Raw genomic sequence first — 16,679 nt, 5'->3', positions numbered from 1 at the left:
GTATTACCATTATGGGTAAAAAACGTGTTATACGACAAACTGAAGAAGAGATTTTGAAAGAAGGTGAAGCCATGGAAACGAAAGTGAAAGAGCAGGCCAAAGAAACCCTTAAAAGGATACAAGAGGGCAGAATTTACATTGCTTCTTCTTATAACAACACCATCCTTACTTTGACAGATCCAAAGGGTAATGTTTTGGGCTGGACTAGCGCTGGCAATATCGGTTTCAAAGGAGCAAAAAAAGCAACGCCTTTTGCTGCTTCCAAGGTAGCTGAAGCAATCGTCCAGATTGCCGAGAAAATAGGGATTGAAAAGATAGAGATTTTCGTAAAGGGGATAGGTTCTGGCAGAGATTCAGCTATTAGGTCATTGGCTGCCAGGGGTTTGGAAATAGTTTCAATTAAGGATATGACTCCAGTTCCGCATAACGGCTGTCGTAAGCCAAAAGTAAGAAGGGTATAAACTTATGCCTTGTAATACAACATCCAGAATACTTCGTATTAAAATATCAAACAAAGTTATTATGTTAAATATATTATTAAATAAAGACAGCCTTCAGGATATTTTCGCATTGAAAATGCCTGGATGTTGATATACAGGGTATGAATGTTTCTAAATGCAAAATTTGCCGTCGTGCAGGAATTAAGCTTTTTTTGAGAGGCGAAAGGTGCTCATCGCAGAAATGCCCAATGATCAAAAAACCTTATCCGCCAGGGCCAAAAGCTAAAAAAAGAGTGAAATCGCTTTCTGAATACGGTAAAGAATTAAGGGAAAAACAAAAATTAAAGAACTGGTATAATTTGGAAGAGAAGCAATTCAGGAACTACGTCAAAGATATTTTAAAGGCCAGGGGAAAGGTGACGGATGCCGGCGCTGCTTTAATTAAAACTTTGGAGAGCCGCTTGGACAATGTAGTTTTCAGATTAGGTTTCGCTCCTTCCAAATTTGCTGCCAGACAAATGGTTTCCCACAGCCATCTTATGGTTAACGACAGGCCGATTAATATTTCCAGCTATCTGGTTAAGAAAGGGGACAAAATAAGCGTTAACCCCAATTCTTTAAAAAAAACAATTTTCCAGAAATTATCATCTACTTTAAAAAAATATAATCCTCCGTCTTGGCTCAAATTAGACGCTGAGAAGCTGGAGGCAAAGGTCATCGATTCACCAAATTTAGAAGAGGCTGTCCCACCGGCAGAACTCTCCGCAATTTTCGAGTTTTACTCAAAATAAATCGAAGAGGAATTCATCCTCTTCTTAACCTTCGTCCCGTTGTTGCGGGACTCGCTATATGATTAATTTACCTCACGCTCCCAAAATAGTTAAAAAAGAAGGGAACAAAGCTGTTTTTGAAATAGAAGCTTTGCGTCCTGGCTACGGAGTAACCGTCGGCAATTCTTTGAGAAGGGTTTTGCTTTCTTCGCTTGAAGGAGCTGCTATTACCCAAGTCAAAATCAAGGGAGTTTCCCATGAGTTCTCAACGATTTCAGGAGTTTTAGAAGACGTTATCACTATAATGCTTAATTTGAAGCAATTGAGATTTAAGCTTTTTAGCGACGAGCCACAGAAAGCGACCCTGAAAGTTAAGGGAGAAAAAGCAGTGAAGGGCTTTGATTTCAAGCTGCCCAGCCAAGTGGAATTGGTAAATAAAAACTGCCATATTGCCACTTTGAATTCAAAATCCGCTGAACTGGAAATGGAAATCCAGATTGAAAAGGGAATTGGCTATTCCAGCCGCGAAACAAGGAAAAAAACAGCAGGCTCCATGCCTGAAAAATTAGAGATAGGAGCTATTCTGCTGGATGCCAGCTTTACTCCTGTAAAAAGGGTAAGTTCCAGGGTTGAGAATATGCGTGTCGGAGAAAGAACTGACTTTGACAGATTGTTTCTGGAAATTGAAACAGACGGCATTATCGATCCGGAACAGGCATTTTATCAGGCTTCGGAAATTTTGATTAGCCACTTTTCGTTGCTGGCTACAGCTTTCCAGCCGAAAGCTGCATCTGTAGAACCGGAAGACAAAGAAAAGAAAAAAGCGGCCAAGAAGCCGAAAAAAGAAAAGAAAGCAGTAAGCAAAAAAGTAAAAAATGAGAAAAAGAAAAAAAGGGAAAAAACTAAATAGGGAAAAAGACCAAAGAAACGCTCTTTTAAGATCTTTAGCTGCTGCTTTGATATTGAAAGAAAAAGTTAAAACAACAGAAGCTAAGGCAAAAGAGGTTTCCTCTTTCGTTGAAAAAAAGATTACCAAAGCGAAAGTCGGCACTTTGGCTTCGCGCAGATTATTGGCAAAGTTTTTTACTGGAAAAGTGGTTAAGAAATTGGTTGATGAGATCGCCCCGAGATTCAAAGAAAGAAAAGGAGGATATACCAGGATTATTAAGCTTGGCCAAAGAAAAGTAGATGCTGCCAAAATAGCCATAATAGAATTGGTTAAATAACTATGGAACGCAAAACCCACAAAATAGACGCTACTGATAAGGTTTTAGGCAGACTGGCTGTTGAAATAGCTTTGCTTTTGAGGGGGAAACAGAAAGCAGACTTTGCGCCGTACAAAGATATCGGCGATGTTGTTATTGTCCAAAACGTTGATAAGTTGAAATTCACCGGCAAAAAAGCCAAACAGAAGAAATACTACCGTCATTCTGGATATCTGGGAAGCTTGAAGGAGATAACTTTGGAGAAGTTATTTGAGAAGAATCCGGAAGAAGTTTTGAGGAAAGCGGTTTTTGGCATGCTGCCCAAGAATAAATTAAGAGCAAAAATGATTAAAAGATTAAAATATGCCCTGTAATACAACATCCAGAATACTTCGTATTAAAATATCAAACAAAGTTATTATGTTGAATATATTATTAAATAAAAACAGCCTTCAGAGTGTTTTCGCATTGAAAATGCTTGGATGTTGATATACGGGGTATGCCAAAGGCTAAAAAAACAAAAAAAGAAACAGTAAAGAAAGTCAAAAAAGCTCCAGCTAAAAAAACTGCCAAAGTAACAGTTAAACCTAAAGTAGCCAGGTATTTTGAGGGCATAGGCAGGAGAAAGACAGCTGTAGCCAGGGTGAGAATTTCTGTTCAAAAAGAAAAGACCTTTTTAATAAATACAAGGACTTTTGAAAATTATTTTCCGACAAAATACCTTCAGCGTATTATTTTTTCTCCTTTGATTTTGACTGATTATTCTGACAAATTTCAGGTTTCAGTAAAAGTTAAAGGGGGAGGGACGACTTCCCAGGCTGAAGCTGTCAGGCACGGTTTAACTCGCGCTTTAGTTTTATTCGATCCAGAATTGAGGAAACAGTTGAAAAAAGCTGGTTTTTTGAAAAGAGACCCGAGGATGAGGGAAAGAAAGAAGTTCGGATTGAAGCGCGCTCGTCGTGCTCCTCAGTGGCAGAAGAGATAAACTCTATGTTTCTTAAAGATATAATCGATAAATTCTATTTGGACAGGCAAAGAGATAAAGAGCAGCATCACTTTTATATTACTGACGCAGGCAAATGCGGCAGAGCTTTGTTTTTTAAGTTCAAGAATGTTCCCAGAAAGGAGATGGAGGCCAATATTCTAAGGCTGTTTGACCATGGCGACCACATCCATCAGCTTATTATGAAGCCGCTTTTGAGCACCAGGGAAATCCATGTGGTGGCTGCCGAAGTTAATATTCCTCCTCAGGAACTGATTTCAGGCAGGGCTGATGCCATAATCAGCGATGGCAAGGAACTATATGTTTTGGATATTAAAAGTATGAACAGCATGATTTTTGGTAAGTTAACTGAGCCAAAGGAGGAAAATATTGCTCAGCTTCAGCTTTATCTCCATTATTTTAAGATTCCTAAAGGAATACTGCTTTACGTTAATAAAGATAACCAGCAGCTGAAGGATTTTGTCGTAAAATACGATAAAAAATGCGCCCTTTCTCTTTTGGACTTTTTGGCTGGTATTAGAAAGAAGATTGATAAGAACGTTATTCCCGACAGATTATCGGATTACCCCGATAATTGGCAGTGTCGTTATTGCCAGTTCAAGGAAGTTTGCGTTATAGCCAATACCGGAGAAATGGGCTGGGAAGCTTTTAAAAAGAAAATCAAATTACGGGAGCAGGACGTTAGAGCTATATAAATAGCCGTTTTCGTCCAAGAGATAGATTTTATTGTCAAACCTGTTCCAGGACATTTCATTAATGCTTCCTTCTTGAGGGAGGTTTTTTGTTTCAAAGATGTCTATAACGTTTATTCTGTCCCTGTCGTCTATTTCAATGATTTTAACGGTATTGCCGGCAAGAAAAGCCAGGTAATTGTCGTTTATCCAGGAGATGCTTGTGATTTGGTCTGATAAGCGGATTAAAAAGATTTTCTCTCCTGATTTTTTCTGCGGCTGGTCGATTTTGTCTTCCAGGAAAAGAATCCACATTTCATTGTTTGAAGCGTAAAGCAGTTTTTTATTGTCCGGAGAAAGCTTTAAGATATTGATTCCGTCAAAGAAATGTTCAAATGTTTTCAGATTGTAATTGAATTTGTACAGTTTGTCGTTTTCTTTTAAGAATATGTTGCCGTTGAAAATATCTAAAGCATATTCTGTTTCTTGTTTTGTTTGAAAGGGAGTTTCTGCCAGCTTTTCTTTATTCCTGAAAAGATAGCCGAAACTGTCCAGATAATATATATCATTGCCTGCTTGTTGCGAGATAGCAGCGTTTCCAGTTGTCGTTGTGGCTGCTGTTTTTTTATTTAAAGTTGGTTTTGCTTGGTCAAGTTGCAGAGAAAAAGATTGTATTGCTTCTTTTATGCTGACTTCCAGATTAATACTTCTTGAGTCTCCCGAGAATTTCAGATTGATTAATTGGGGTTCTTTCGTGAAGAAATCCTCGTCGCTTATTAAATAGCTTTTTATATTCTTTTCCGGGTCGTAAAGCTTTAAGGACCAGCTGGCTTTTTCATTTTCCTTTAAGATTAGTTTCTTTTGGTCCAGAGAAAGCCAAAGCTGTTCTACGTTGGTTGATAAGACGTTGAAATTAACGTTTTTCGGGAAAAGGACAACGTTCTTGGCTTCAGTTACCTGTTTTTCCCGTATTTCCAGGTTTTTCTCCCAGGGATAGTATTCTTCCTGGCTGGTTAATTTTTTGATTTCTACTTTGTACTTTCCAGGAATGAGGTTTTCAATTAAAACAGAACCGAATAGAAAATCAGTTCTTTTTTTAGGTTTGCCGTCAATATAAATATCTGTTTGTTTGGGCGTGACTTTCAAAAAAAGGCCTCCGGTTTGGGTAATCATTTTTCCGCCTTCTGGAGGATTAAAATCAATTCTGTATCCTTGGGAGTACAGGACTATTGAGGGAGCTAACAGGATGAATGCAAGTAAGCAGGCTAAAAACAGTATTGTTTTTGTCTTTTTGGTCATACTAGGTAGTAGAAATTCGACAAATTATTATTTTTTTCACTGCCGCGGCAGTGGTTGAATTTTCACTACCTGGCATATGATTATTATACCTCAATCTTGACTCCGTTAGAAGTAAGCTGCCCCCTTGGTGGCTGTCGCCATGCCTCCGGCAAGGCGGACTTCTAATGGGGTTGACATTTTGGAAAGAGCGTGGTAATATATGTGATTGTAGAAGGAGGGGAGCGGTGGTTCATTTTATGTCCAATATGGGTTGATATATATGGTGAGGAGCAGAGAAGAGAGATGGAGGTTGAATTCATATTATATCCTGCAAGGTAAGGATTTGATTAATATATTAACGAAAGATAAGAAATAAAGAAAGGAGGTGCCGAGATGGCAGAGTTTTTTCTTTCAGCAGGATTTATCTTGCTATTGGGCTTTGTTACCGGTTGCAATGCAATGGTTTATCTGTTCTTTAAAAAAGAGCAGGAAATTGCCAAAGCGATGCCGGCCCAAAAGATCTTGAAACTGGCTAAGAAATTGTATGCAGATGGTAAATATGATGAGTCAGTTGCCTTGATCAAGAAGAACAAAGTAAGTTTAACCGGCAAAGAAGAGATTGCCGAGGCTAACCGGATATTGGGATGGGATTACTATTATATCTCAATCAAAGGCCCGGTCGCAACCAGGAAGGGCAACCTTAAACTAGCAGAGCTTTCGTTTCGGGAAGCTCTTAATACCAGAAACAAAAGCAGGAAAATTTCCTGTTTGAATGGGCTGCCCTTGGCACTTTGGCTTTTAGATAAAAAGCCAGAGACTTGGTCAGTTATCAATAAGGCTGTTGCATCATTCTCCGAAGAGCCATCGGTTTGGAATACCAAGGCCATTACCCTTCGTCGTGAGGGAAGGTTCGCTGAGAGTGTTCAAGTGTGCGAAAAGGTGCATAAGACTGCTTTGGCAAAGGGAGATCTCCGAACAGCGGGGCATGCCAAACAGAACAAGGCCGATGCCCTTAGGGAAATCGGAGAGACACGAAGAGCAAAGACGGAGTACAGAACGGCCATAAAGTTATATGAGAGGTCTCAGAAGGAGACTGGGCTGAGTGCTAAATTCCACATCAGTGGAGTTGAGGAGAAGTTATCTGCTCTGTGAGCAGTGCGGGTAGTCAATTGTAATGGCTACCCGCTATTTTTTTTGCTAGAATAACTGAATATGTTTTTCATTCCCAAGATAGAAAAGATAACCATGGACGCAACCATAGTCCATTTCTTTTTATTGTTTGGCTACAAAACATTTTCTTTGTATTTCCCTTTGTTTTTGGTTACTCGTGGTTTGTCTTTACCTGAGGTTGGTTATGCTTTTCTGCTTATTTATTTGCCTCTTGCTTTATTCGCTCCGATTGCCGGTTTTTTGAATCACAAGATTAATCCGGCCATACTTTCAGCTATTGGAATTTTTGGTTACGCTCTTTACGCTCTGGGTATGATTTTAATTCAAAACCAGGCATTGTTTTATTTCTGGCAGGTTTTGCTAGGGGTTTCTGCTGCCTTGTTTTTTGTTTCAATTAGGTCTATTTTAATGGGTTTTCCTTTAGAGAATGCTGACAGGTCTTTCGGTTGGTTTTATTCTGCTCCTTTTTATGCTGATGCCATTGCTCCGGCTATCGGCGCTTTTTTTGTCTGGCAGTTTAATTTTGTCGGCGTGTTTATTTTAAGCATGGCACTTCATCTTTTTACCGCCTTTTTTTGCTTTTTTAAACTAAGGAAACCAGCGAGAACTTTAACGGATGCAGGCTTTAAGGTCAGGGATTCCCAGAATAACTACCAAAAGATTTTTCAACTTTTAAAAAAGAGAAGTATTCTGCCTTTTCTTTTGATTTCTTTTTCCGTTTTGCTTTTGGCCGGTTTTTACCATGCTTTCTTCGTTTTATTTTTAAAAGAGCAATTGGTCTGGTCGCAGAATTTAATTCTGATTTTTATTTCAGTTTTTTCAGTTTTGTTTCTTCCCTTATCTTTCTTACTTATTAAATATTTAGAAAAGAGCAATAGTAGAGCAAGTATTTTTCGGGGCGGATTAATTGCTGGACTATTATCGATTGTCTTTGGTCTAGCTAGTGGCTTTTTGAATTTTTTCAGCGTTTTGCTGATTAATGTTTTACGTTCTGCTGGCGCTTTAATTTGCAATTCTGGCCGTTCAGGATTGGTCTCCAGAAGCTTTAAGACAGAGCCGGAAGAAGCCAGTGCCATTGATACTGTTTTTGCTCCTTTAGGCGTTGCTTTAGGAGCTTTGGTTTCCGGCTTGCTTATTGGTTTTCTGGGATATGATTTAGTGTTTATTTTCGGCGGTATTTTCGTAGTTATTGTAGTTTTGATAGTTGGTATATTTGTCAAAAGACGGGAATTAAGATAAGATAGATTTGAATTAATTGTTAATATATTTATGAGAAAAATAGGTATAGATTTGGGTACTGCCAATTCTTTGGTTTTTCTTCCCGGTAAAGGAGTGGTTTTGCAAGAGCCTTCAGTTGTTGCTGTTGCCCTAGAAGAGAACAGAATTCTGGCAATCGGGGAAGAAGCAAAAGAAATGATCGGTCGTACTCCAGACACAATTAGGGTTTATCGTCCTTTAAAAGACGGGGTGATTGCTGATTTCAGGGTGACTCAGGCAATGCTAAGGCATTTTATTGATAAAGTATGCGGTTTTTGGCGTTTCTTAAAACCTGAATTAATGATAGGCGTGCCAGCTGGCATTACCTCAACCGAGAAAAGAGCGGTAATTGAAGCTGCTTTGAATGCGGGTGCCAAACAGGCATATTTGGCAAAAGAGCCGATTTTAGCAGCCATTGGCGCTGGCATTCCGATTAATTCCTGTTCTGGCAATATGATTGTTGATATCGGCGGCGGGACTTCTGAAATAGCTGTCATATCTTTGGGGGGAATAGTCACTTGTAATTCTATCAGGATCGGCGGAGACAAAATGGATTTTGCCATTTCAGATTATATAAAGAAAAAATACAATTTAGCTATCGGAGAACAGACAGCAGAGGAGGTTAAAATGAAAATAGGTACAGCTATACCGGAAAAAGAGCCAAGATTTATAGAAATTCGCGGCAGGGATTTGGTTTCCGGTTTGCCCCGGACAGTTAAAATTTCTTCCAACGAAATTGCCGAAGCGATCTCTGAAATCTTGGGAGATATTATCCATGTTATTAAAACTGTATTAAGGGATACGCCGCCTGAATTGTCAGCCGACATAATCGACAAAGGCATGATCGTTTCTGGTGGCGGCGCATTGTTAAGAAATATTACAGAAATGATTTCCCGGGAAACAGGCGTCCCTTGCTTTCTGGCTGAAGACCCTTTGCTTTGCGTGGCCAAAGGAACGGGCGTAGTTTTGGAAAACCTTGATGTTTACAAAAAGAGCATAATGAATAAAAGATAAGCTATGTTGGTCGGACACCAAAAACAATGGAATCTTTTGAAAAAATTGGCTGAGACTAAGACTTTTTCCCACGCTTATTTATTTGCCGGTTCCGAAAAATTAGGGAAAAGGACTTTGGCTTTACAATGGGTTTCGCTGCTTTTTGGCGATAAAGTCAGTAAGGATTTTGGCAATCATCCAGATTTTGTTCTTGTTACGCCTGAGGAAAAAGAGATAAAGATTTCCCAGATAAGGGATTTGATTCGCAGATTTTCGCTTAAAAGCTCTTTTAATTCGGTGAAAGCAGCTGTTATAGATAATGCCCACTTAATGAATCAGGAGGCACAGACAGCGCTTTTAAAAACATTGGAAGAGCCGAGGGGTGACAGCGTTTTAATCTTAATCAGCGACAAAATACATTATCTTTTACCGACCATTCTTTCCCGCGTTCAGGTTGTAAAGTTTAATCCGGTCAAAGAAGAAGAAATCAATCGCTATCTATTAGACAAAGGGTTTTTGAAAAAAGAGGCAGAAGAGCTTTCTTCCATTTCTTCTGGGAAACCGGGACTGGTTATGGATTTCGTTTCCGATAAAAAAGCGGTTGGAGCGTTCAAGAAAAAAATAGAAGAAGTTAAAAATCTTTCAAAATCAATGCTTTATTCCCGTTTCCAGTACGTAAAAGATTTGAGCGAAGAGCCGATAGAAACGCAAAAAACCCTGGATGTCTGGCTTAATTATTTCAGGGACATTCTGCTTGCCCGTTTTTCTTCTGGCAATTCCGATATTAGCTTTAAAAGTTATTCAGCTGATAAATTAAAAAATATTATTAATCTAATTCAAACGACAAAATTACTGCTTGCCCAGACCAATGTTAACGCCAGATTGGCTCTGGAAAGACTGGTAATGGAAATGTAATTTTTATGCCCCGTAATACAACATCCAGAATACTTCGTATTAAAATCTCAAACAAAGTTATTATGTTAAATATATTATTAAATAAAAACAATCTTCAGGATGTTTTCGCATTGAAAATGCCTGGATGTTGATACACAGGGTATGGATAGCTACAAAACAATCATTCAAAATATTAAACCGGAATTAGACAAGGTAATCGGCTTTTTAGAAAAGGAAATGAATAAGATTCGTACCAGCAGGGCAACGCCTTCTTTGGTGGAGGATGTTGTTGTTGACTGTTTCGGCCAGAAGTTTCCTTTAAAACAATTGGCTGCCATTTCTACACCTGAGGCAAAGCAGATTTTAATTCAGCCTTGGGATAAGTCTTATATCGAAGGCATTGTTTCAGCTTTGGAAAAGACGGGAATCGGCGCTAATCCAATTGTTGACAAGGATGCAGTCAGGATTAATTTGCCGCCTTTGAACGAAGAATACAGGAAGAATTTAACCAGGACCATTGCGGAAAAAGAAGAACAGTCAAGAAGGACTATTAGAAAGTGGAGGGAAGAGGTTTGGAGTGAAATCCAGGATAAAACAAAACAGGGAGAAATCAGGGAGGATGACAAGTTCCGGGCTAAAGACGAGCTTCAGGAGTTGGTTGACGATTACAATAAAAAGATAGAAGAAATGGGAGAGAATAAGAAAAAAGAAATATCAGAATAATATGCCCCGTGATACAACATCCAGAATACTTCGTATTAAAATCTCAAACAAAGTTATTATGTTAAATATATTATTAAATAAAGACAATCTTCAGGGTGTTTTCGCATTGAAAATGCCTGGATGTTGATATACAGGGTATGTTTTTAACAATTCTTATCGCTTCTTTAAGCTTAATAGGGCTAGTAACTCTTCACGAATTCGGCCATTTTATCGTAGCAAAGAAATTCGGAGTAAAAGTTGAAGAATTTGGCATAGGTTTCCCTCCCAGGATATTCGGAAAAAAAATTGGCGATACTATTTATTCTTTAAATCTTCTGCCCCTAGGTGCTTTCGTAAAAATGCCGGGCGAAATAGGTCAGGTAAATGACCCTCGCAGTTTTTCAGGTCAGGCTGTCTGGAAAAGGGCTTTAATTGCTTTTGCCGGAGTGCTTTCTTTTTGGATAGTGGCAGCAATTCTATTTGCTATTGTTTTCAATTTAGGAACAGCAGTGGCTGTAGACGATGAAGCTTCTGGTTTAGTTAATCCAAGAGTGCAGATTGCTAGCATTTCTGCTGGCTCTCCGGCAAAACTTGCTGGCTTACAACCTGGGGATACGATAAAAGGAATGGCAATTAGCGAGGAGCAATTGGCTGTTGGTAAAATACGGGAAGTGCAGGAGTTCAGTAATACTCATTTAGGAGAAGAGATTGTTTTGACGGTTGAAAGGGGGAATGAAGTTTTTGACGTCAAAGTCGTACCTCGAGTTTCGCCGCCAGCAGGAGAAGGTCCTTTGGGCGTAGCTTTAGTCAGAACAGCAATGCAGTCTTTTTCCTGGTACCAGGCTCCTTGGCAGGGATTGGTGGCAACGGTTAATATGACAGGAGCAATAATTAAAGGTTACGGCCAAGTGATAAGCAATATTGTTCAAGGCCAGTCTTCGGGAGTTGAACTGATGGGTCCGGTAGGGGTCGTTCATCTTTTTACTCAGGCTAGCCAGATGGGAACGAATTATTTTCTGCAATTTGTCGGCATAGTGGCCATTTATATCGCTATTTTCAATATTCTGCCCATTCCAGCAGTTGACGGAGGCAAGATATTATTTCTGGGGATTGAAGCTATCAGGAGAAGGCCGATTAGCGAAAAAGTGGAGCAGAACATAACAGCTGTATTTTTCAGTTTATTACTTTTATTAATGGTTTTGGTGACGATAAAAGACGTTGCCAGATTATTTTAATTATGAAACAATCTCAACTTTTCACAAAAACAATCAGGGAAGCGCCAAAAGACGAGCAGAGCATTAATGCCAAGTTTTTGACAAGAGGCGGCTTTGTCCGTAAATTAATGGCGGGGGTATATACATTTTTACCTTTGGGATTTTTGGTCCAAAAAAAGATTGAAGAGATTATCCGTAATGAAATGAATTCAGTTGGTGGTCAGGAGATTTTAATGCCAGCTTTGCATTCTAAGAAGAATTGGGAAACGACAGGCAGATGGAAGTATCCTGAAATGTTTAAATTGAAAAACCGTTCAGACAAAGACTTTTCCCTTGGCTGGACTCACGAGGAAATCATTACTCCCTTAGTCAAAGAATTTATTAACTCGTACAAAGACCTGCCTTTTTATGCTTATCAGATTCAGGATAAGTTTCGAGATGAATTACGGGTGAAATCAGGACTTTTAAGGGGAGTGGAGTTTTTGATGAAAGATTTATATTCTTTCCACGCCGATGAAAAAGACCTTGATGGTTATTACGAGAAAATGAAAAAAGCTTACTTTAATATATTTGATAAATGCGGTTTAAGCACCAAGACATTTTTGACCCTGGCTGCCGGTGGTACCTTTTCCAAGTATTCCCATGAATTTCAGACAGTGACGCCTTTTGGCGAAGACGAAATCTTTCTTTGTAAGAAGTGTAGATTGGCCGTAAATAAGGAAATAATCAAGCAGGAAAAGAATAAATGCCCGAAATGCGGCAATAAGTCTTTATCAGTTGAAAAAGCGATTGAGATAGGAAACATTTTCCAATTAAAAGACAAGTTTTCTAAGGTTTTTAATCTTAATTTTGTTGGAAAGGATAAAAAAGAAAAGCTTGTTTCCATGGGTTGTTATGGAATAGGCTTGAGCAGATTAATGGGAGCTATTGTCGAAATTAATCATGACGATAAAGGCATTATTTGGCCGAAAGAAGTTGCTCCTTTCTTAATTCATCTAATTCAGGTAGAAAACAATCAGAAAGTTAGCAAAGCAGCTTTTGGTTTATATGAGAATTTTCAAAAGCAGGGAATTGAAGTATTATATGACGATAGGCAGGATAAGAGCGTTGGTGAAAAATTCGTTGATGCTGACTTGATCGGTTTGCCCTTAAGAATCGTTGTCAGCGAAAGGACATTGAAGGTGAATTCCGTTGAATTAAAATTCAGGGACAAAAAAGAAACAAAGTTGATGAAAATCAAAGACTTAGGTAAATTTTTAAATAATTATGTTTAATAAACTCTGGAGAATACTTTCAGAAGATATTGCTATTGATTTAGGAACAGCTAATTCTCGGGTTTACGTTCGGGGTAGGGGAATCATTATTACTGAGCCTTCGGTTGTTGCCATAAATCAGAAAACAGGCCAGGTTTTGGCTATTGGAGATGAAGCAAAGAAAATGGTAGGCCGTACGCCAGCCCATATTGTGGCCACCAGGCCTTTGGTTTCCGGCGTTGTTTCTAATTTTGAAGTAACAGAGCAGATGTTAAAGTATTTTATTGATAAAGCGCACCAGAAAAAGTTTCTTTTGAATCCAAGGCCCAGGGTGATTATCGGCATTCCCTGCGGAGTAACAGAAGTTGAGAAAAAAGCTGTTTCTGATGCAGCTAAGAACGCAGGTGCCAGGGAGGTATTCATTATTGAGGAACCCATGGCTGCAGCTTTGGGCGCTCGTTTACCCATACAAGAAGCAGGAGGAAACCTTATAGTTGATATTGGCGGAGGGACAACGGATATTGCCGTGATTTCTCTGGGAGGAATAGTTTTGTCAAAAACTCTCCGGATTGCCGGAGACAGATTAAACCAGGACATTATTCAGTTCGCCCAAGATGAATACAAGCTGCTGATCGGCGAAAGAACAGCAGAAATGCTTAAAATAATAATAGGTTCAGCTTATCCTTTAAAAGAGAAAAAGCAGTTGCCAATGAGGGGGAGGAATTTGGTAACGGGATTGCCCGAGGAAATTCTAGTTTCTGACGAGGATATCAGAAAAGCTTTGGAAAAATCAATAAAACAGATAATTGCCGAAACGAAAACAGCTGTCGAGGAAACTCCGCCAGAATTACTGGCTGATATCATGGTTTCAGGGATTCAGATGGCAGGGGGCGGCTCTCTTTTAAGGGGGTTGGCTACTCTAATTCAAAAAGAAACCAAGATTCCGACCAAGGTTATTGAAGACCCGACAACAGCTGTGGTTAGGGGAGCAGGCATGGTATTGGAAAACCTTGATCAGCTTCACGAAGTATTAGTTGAAACAGAATATTTGGAACCGCCAAGATGATTTCTAAAGAAGAAGTACAACATATAGCTAAACTTGCCAGATTGGGCTTAACTGATCAAGAAATTGAAAAATATCAGAAAGAGCTTTCTTCGATTTTGGATTATTTTGAAAAACTGAAAGAAGTGAATATTTCCGGCATTGAGCCGACCAGCCATTCGATCAAAGTTGAAAACGTATTAAGGAAAGATGAGCCAAAAGGAAAGGGGAGCAGCAGGAAATTAATAGAATCGTTTCCCGATAAAAAAGAAGATTATTTAAAAGTAAAATCAATTTTGAAATGAACCCCGTTAGAAGTTTGCCACGGTTAAACATGCTAAAGATTAAACAATTACTTTATTTCGTTAAACTTCCGCCAAAAAAGAACCTTTGGTCTTTTTTGGCCAATAATACATATGCAAACTTCTAACGGGGTGAAGATACAGGATCTAACCATTGCTCAGGCGCATCAAGGATTAGTCAACAAAGAGTTCTCATCTGTTGAATTGTGCAAAGCTTATCTGGAAAAGATAAGGGAAAAAGACAAAGACATTTTTGCTTTTTTGTCCGTTATCGAGGAAACAGCTTTAAAGCAAGCAGAAGAAGTTGATGATATAATCAAGAGAGGCGAGAACATACCGGTTCTGGCAGGCATTCCTTGCGCTGTAAAAGACAATATTATGGTTGAAGGGTTGAAGTGTACGGCTGCTTCAAAGATTTTAGAAAACTACGTTGCTCTTTATGAGGCTACGGTTGTCAGGAAATTGAAAAAGGAAAAGGCGGTTATTTTGGGAAAAACCAATTTGGATGAGTTTGCCATGGGAGCTTCCGGAGAGAATTCAGCCTTCGGTCCGACAAAGAATCCTTGCGATTTAACCAGGGTAACAGGCGGCTCTTCATCTGGTTCAGCAGCTGCTGTTGCCGCAGACATGGCAGTTTACGCTTTGGGTTCTGATACAGCTGGTTCGATACGTTACCCTGCTTCTCTTTGCGGAGTGGTCGGGTTAAGGCCGACTTACGGCGCAGTTTCCCGCTTCGGACTGATTGCTATGGCTTCTTCTCTTGACCAGATAGGGCCTTTAACCAAGAATATAGATGACTGCAAGATTGTTTTTGATGTAATAAGGGGCAAAGATCAGATGGATTCAACTTCGGTTGATATGAGGGTTGAAAACAATGGATTGAAAATCAAGGGCTTGAAAATAGGCGTTCCCAAAGAATATTTTGTCAAAGAAGTTGATAAGGAAGTGGAAAAAATAGTGAAAGAGGCGATAAAGAAATACGAGGCAATGGGCGCAAAGATAATGGAAGTAAGTTTACCTCATACTGATTACGCTATAGCTACTTATTACATAATTATGCCTTGTGAGATTTCTGCTAATTTGGCAAGATACGATGGCATAAAATACGGACACCAGGACAAAAGCAGTAATGATTTAATGGAAGTTTATTTGCGTTCAAGGGGCAGGGGATTGGGAGACGAGGTACGCCGCAGGATTATTTTGGGAACATATGCTTTGTCCAGCGGTTATTACGACGCTTATTATTTGAAAGCCCAGAAAGTAAGGACTTTGGTAAGACAGGATTTTGAAAAGGCGTTTAAAAAGGTAGACGTTTTAATGACACCCGTTGCGCCGACTCCGGCTTTCAAGCTCGGAGAAAAGATTAAAGACCCGCTTCAAATGTATCTTTGCGATGTTTTTACCGGTCCTGTCAGTTTGGCTGGATTGCCGGCTGTTTCCTTGCCTGTCGGTAAGATAGACAATCTTCCTGTCGGACTTCAGATAATCGGCAAGCCGTTCGAAGAAGATAAAATTTTAGAAATATCAAAATTATATGCCTTGTAATACAACATCCAGAATACTTCGTATTAAAATCTCAAACAAAGTTATTATGTTGAATATATTATTAAATAAAGACAATCTTCAGGGTGTTTTCGCATTGAAAATGCCTGGATGTTGATATACGGGGTATGGAAATAATTGAAGGATTTACAAATAGTTTCATGCCGTTTTTTTCTTCCGCCGCTTTTGACGATTTGCTTTTCTATTTAAAGATAGCTTTTATGGTTTTTGGCGTATTTGCAGTGGGCTTCATAATTTTCGCGCTTTTTAAGTCTTCTTGGCTGAGAATGTATGTTCTTTATGACGCAGCTGAATTCTTCAGATACAAGCCTTTTGGCGTAAAAAGAATGGAAAGGGATTGGCGGAAGATTCTTGCTAGATTAGATACTGGTTTGGAATCGGAATACAAGTTAACGGTTATTGAAGCGGACAATACAATGAATGATATTTTGAAAAAGATGGGGTACGGAGGCGCTTCTTTAGAAGAGAGCTTGGAAAAGCTAACCGTCGCCACTCTTTCCAATATCGAAGAGTTAAAAGAAGCACACCAGATTCGCAACAATATTGTTCGCGATCCTGATTACAAGTTAACTTTGGATGAGACTAAAAAGGCACTGGGCATTTATGAGAAAGCGCTTAGAGATTTGGATGCTTTTTAGCCTTGATTTTTTTGAAAAAGAAAGTATAATTAAAATGTTTTGCCGCGGGGTGGAGGAGTAGTACCTTGCGAGGCCCATAACCTCGAGACGCCGGTGCAATTCCGGCCCCCGCAACAACATTAGCCGGGGTAGCTCAGTGGTTAGAGCAATGCCTTCATAAGGCAGGGGTCGTGAGTTCAACTCTCACCCTCGGCACCACGGACCTGTAGTGTAGCCTGGTTAACACGCCTTCCTGTCACGAAGGAGATCGCCGGTTCAAATCCGGTCGGGTCCGCCATAAATTT

The 16,679-nt window shown here is 39.4% G+C and carries 19 protein-coding genes and 3 tRNA genes; 21 read left to right on the top strand and 1 reads right to left on the bottom strand.

Features of this window, described 5'->3' with window-relative positions; all coding sequences use genetic code 11:
• Positions 1-11 precede the first annotated feature (11 nt).
• The 7 genes from rpsK to ISS83_00385 all read left to right on the top strand — a co-directional run bounded on the left by rpsK (position 12) and on the right by ISS83_00385 (position 4,113).
• A complete protein-coding gene (rpsK, locus tag ISS83_00415) occupies positions 12-461 on the top strand; it encodes a 30S ribosomal protein S11 (GenBank protein ID MBL7142119.1) in 450 nt (149 codons plus the stop codon).
• A gap of 140 nt (positions 462-601) precedes the next feature.
• Positions 602-1,231, top strand: coding sequence for a 30S ribosomal protein S4 (gene rpsD / locus ISS83_00410; GenBank protein MBL7142118.1), 630 nt, complete (start codon positions 602-604; stop codon positions 1,229-1,231).
• Between the two features lie 58 nt (positions 1,232-1,289).
• Positions 1,290-2,120: a DNA-directed RNA polymerase subunit alpha gene (gene rpoA / locus ISS83_00405; GenBank protein MBL7142117.1), complete on the top strand. Its 831-nt coding sequence runs from the start codon at positions 1,290-1,292 to the stop codon at positions 2,118-2,120.
• Positions 2,086-2,436, top strand: a complete 351-nt coding sequence (rplQ, locus tag ISS83_00400) for a 50S ribosomal protein L17 (GenBank protein ID MBL7142116.1) — start codon at positions 2,086-2,088, stop codon at positions 2,434-2,436. Before rpoA ends, rplQ begins: the two co-directional genes overlap by 35 nt.
• A 2-nt stretch (positions 2,437-2,438) precedes the next feature.
• Complete coding sequence (gene rplM, locus ISS83_00395; GenBank protein MBL7142115.1) at positions 2,439-2,789, top strand: 50S ribosomal protein L13; 351 nt, start codon at positions 2,439-2,441, stop codon at positions 2,787-2,789.
• A 125-nt stretch (positions 2,790-2,914) separates the two neighbouring features.
• Positions 2,915-3,400 (top strand): 30S ribosomal protein S9, encoded by a 486-nt coding sequence (rpsI, locus tag ISS83_00390; GenBank protein MBL7142114.1) that lies wholly within the window; start codon positions 2,915-2,917, stop codon positions 3,398-3,400.
• Between the two features lie 5 nt (positions 3,401-3,405).
• Positions 3,406-4,113, top strand: coding sequence for a PD-(D/E)XK nuclease family protein (locus tag ISS83_00385; protein ID MBL7142113.1), 708 nt, complete (start codon positions 3,406-3,408; stop codon positions 4,111-4,113).
• On the opposite strand, the gene ISS83_00380 is transcribed toward ISS83_00385, so the two are convergent.
• Positions 4,084-5,388 (bottom strand): hypothetical protein, encoded by a 1,305-nt coding sequence (locus tag ISS83_00380; GenBank protein ID MBL7142112.1) that lies wholly within the window; start codon positions 5,386-5,388, stop codon positions 4,084-4,086. The two genes, ISS83_00385 and ISS83_00380, sit on opposite strands and share 30 nt — an antisense overlap.
• Before the next feature lie 372 nt (positions 5,389-5,760).
• On the opposite strand from ISS83_00380, the gene ISS83_00375 reads away from it, so the two are divergent.
• The 14 genes from ISS83_00375 to ISS83_00310 all read left to right on the top strand — a co-directional run bounded on the left by ISS83_00375 (position 5,761) and on the right by ISS83_00310 (position 16,672).
• Positions 5,761-6,519 (top strand): tetratricopeptide repeat protein, encoded by a 759-nt coding sequence (locus tag ISS83_00375; protein ID MBL7142111.1) that lies wholly within the window; start codon positions 5,761-5,763, stop codon positions 6,517-6,519.
• A 60-nt stretch (positions 6,520-6,579) separates the two neighbouring features.
• On the top strand, positions 6,580-7,776 hold the full coding sequence (locus ISS83_00370) for an MFS transporter (GenBank protein MBL7142110.1): 1,197 nt from the start codon (positions 6,580-6,582) through the stop codon (positions 7,774-7,776).
• A gap of 30 nt (positions 7,777-7,806) precedes the next feature.
• Positions 7,807-8,808 carry a rod shape-determining protein gene (locus tag ISS83_00365; protein MBL7142109.1) on the top strand — a complete coding sequence of 334 codons (1,002 nt, stop codon included), beginning with the start codon at positions 7,807-7,809 and terminating at the stop codon, positions 8,806-8,808.
• A 3-nt stretch (positions 8,809-8,811) separates the two neighbouring features.
• A complete protein-coding gene (locus ISS83_00360) occupies positions 8,812-9,702 on the top strand; it encodes a hypothetical protein (protein ID MBL7142108.1) in 891 nt (296 codons plus the stop codon).
• Between the two features lie 141 nt (positions 9,703-9,843).
• Entirely contained in the window at positions 9,844-10,404 is a 561-nt protein-coding gene (gene frr / locus ISS83_00355; protein ID MBL7142107.1) for a ribosome recycling factor, read from the top strand.
• Positions 10,405-10,541: 137 nt separating this feature from the next.
• Positions 10,542-11,618: a site-2 protease family protein gene (locus tag ISS83_00350; protein ID MBL7142106.1), complete on the top strand. Its 1,077-nt coding sequence runs from the start codon at positions 10,542-10,544 to the stop codon at positions 11,616-11,618.
• Between the two features lie 2 nt (positions 11,619-11,620).
• Positions 11,621-12,871: a prolyl-tRNA synthetase gene (locus tag ISS83_00345; protein MBL7142105.1), complete on the top strand. Its 1,251-nt coding sequence runs from the start codon at positions 11,621-11,623 to the stop codon at positions 12,869-12,871.
• Positions 12,864-13,916 carry a rod shape-determining protein gene (locus ISS83_00340; protein ID MBL7142104.1) on the top strand — a complete coding sequence of 351 codons (1,053 nt, stop codon included), beginning with the start codon at positions 12,864-12,866 and terminating at the stop codon, positions 13,914-13,916. The genes ISS83_00345 and ISS83_00340 overlap by 8 nt, the downstream gene beginning before the upstream one ends.
• The gene (gene gatC / locus ISS83_00335) at positions 13,913-14,197 is read left to right on the top strand and encodes an Asp-tRNA(Asn)/Glu-tRNA(Gln) amidotransferase subunit GatC (protein MBL7142103.1); all 285 of its coding nucleotides are present in this window, start codon (positions 13,913-13,915) and stop codon (positions 14,195-14,197) included. Before ISS83_00340 ends, gatC begins: the two co-directional genes overlap by 4 nt.
• Before the next feature lie 111 nt (positions 14,198-14,308).
• The gene (gene gatA / locus ISS83_00330; protein ID MBL7142102.1) at positions 14,309-15,739 is read left to right on the top strand and encodes an Asp-tRNA(Asn)/Glu-tRNA(Gln) amidotransferase subunit GatA; all 1,431 of its coding nucleotides are present in this window, start codon (positions 14,309-14,311) and stop codon (positions 15,737-15,739) included.
• Positions 15,740-15,864: 125 nt separating this feature from the next.
• The gene (locus tag ISS83_00325; GenBank protein MBL7142101.1) at positions 15,865-16,395 is read left to right on the top strand and encodes a hypothetical protein; all 531 of its coding nucleotides are present in this window, start codon (positions 15,865-15,867) and stop codon (positions 16,393-16,395) included.
• Between the two features lie 43 nt (positions 16,396-16,438).
• Positions 16,439-16,509 (top strand) — tRNA-Met (locus tag ISS83_00320).
• An 8-nt stretch (positions 16,510-16,517) separates the two neighbouring features.
• Positions 16,518-16,593 (top strand) — tRNA-Met (locus ISS83_00315).
• Between the two features lies 1 nt (position 16,594).
• Positions 16,595-16,672, top strand: a tRNA-Asp gene (locus ISS83_00310).
• The last annotated feature ends 7 nt before the right edge of the window (positions 16,673-16,679 follow it).

The organism is Candidatus Paceibacterota bacterium (genome assembly GCA_016782605.1).
In the GTDB taxonomy this organism is placed as follows: domain Bacteria; phylum Patescibacteriota; class Minisyncoccia; order Minisyncoccales; family RBG-13-42-11; genus BS750m-G71.
This window is presented reverse-complemented; position numbering and strand designations above follow the sequence as displayed.

Excerpts from the sequence above, each read along its gene's own strand:
- rpsK (MBL7142119.1), top strand. The coding sequence starts at position 12 with ATGGGTAAAAAACGTGTTATACGACAAACTGAAGAAGAGATTTTGAAA.
- rpsD (MBL7142118.1), top strand. The coding sequence starts at position 602 with ATGAATGTTTCTAAATGCAAAATTTGCCGTCGTGCAGGAATTAAGCTT.
- rpoA (MBL7142117.1), top strand. The coding sequence starts at position 1,290 with ATGATTAATTTACCTCACGCTCCCAAAATAGTTAAAAAAGAAGGGAAC.
- rplQ (MBL7142116.1), top strand. The coding sequence starts at position 2,086 with ATGAGAAAAAGAAAAAAAGGGAAAAAACTAAATAGGGAAAAAGACCAA.
- rplM (MBL7142115.1), top strand. The coding sequence starts at position 2,439 with ATGGAACGCAAAACCCACAAAATAGACGCTACTGATAAGGTTTTAGGC.
- rpsI (MBL7142114.1), top strand. The coding sequence starts at position 2,915 with ATGCCAAAGGCTAAAAAAACAAAAAAAGAAACAGTAAAGAAAGTCAAA.
- ISS83_00385 (MBL7142113.1), top strand. The coding sequence starts at position 3,406 with ATGTTTCTTAAAGATATAATCGATAAATTCTATTTGGACAGGCAAAGA.
- ISS83_00380 (MBL7142112.1), bottom strand. The coding sequence starts at position 5,388 with ATGACCAAAAAGACAAAAACAATACTGTTTTTAGCCTGCTTACTTGCA.
- ISS83_00375 (MBL7142111.1), top strand. The coding sequence starts at position 5,761 with ATGGCAGAGTTTTTTCTTTCAGCAGGATTTATCTTGCTATTGGGCTTT.
- ISS83_00370 (MBL7142110.1), top strand. The coding sequence starts at position 6,580 with ATGTTTTTCATTCCCAAGATAGAAAAGATAACCATGGACGCAACCATA.
- ISS83_00365 (MBL7142109.1), top strand. The coding sequence starts at position 7,807 with ATGAGAAAAATAGGTATAGATTTGGGTACTGCCAATTCTTTGGTTTTT.
- ISS83_00360 (MBL7142108.1), top strand. The coding sequence starts at position 8,812 with ATGTTGGTCGGACACCAAAAACAATGGAATCTTTTGAAAAAATTGGCT.
- frr (MBL7142107.1), top strand. The coding sequence starts at position 9,844 with ATGGATAGCTACAAAACAATCATTCAAAATATTAAACCGGAATTAGAC.
- ISS83_00350 (MBL7142106.1), top strand. The coding sequence starts at position 10,542 with ATGTTTTTAACAATTCTTATCGCTTCTTTAAGCTTAATAGGGCTAGTA.
- ISS83_00345 (MBL7142105.1), top strand. The coding sequence starts at position 11,621 with ATGAAACAATCTCAACTTTTCACAAAAACAATCAGGGAAGCGCCAAAA.
- ISS83_00340 (MBL7142104.1), top strand. The coding sequence starts at position 12,864 with ATGTTTAATAAACTCTGGAGAATACTTTCAGAAGATATTGCTATTGAT.
- gatC (MBL7142103.1), top strand. The coding sequence starts at position 13,913 with ATGATTTCTAAAGAAGAAGTACAACATATAGCTAAACTTGCCAGATTG.
- gatA (MBL7142102.1), top strand. The coding sequence starts at position 14,309 with ATGCAAACTTCTAACGGGGTGAAGATACAGGATCTAACCATTGCTCAG.
- ISS83_00325 (MBL7142101.1), top strand. The coding sequence starts at position 15,865 with ATGGAAATAATTGAAGGATTTACAAATAGTTTCATGCCGTTTTTTTCT.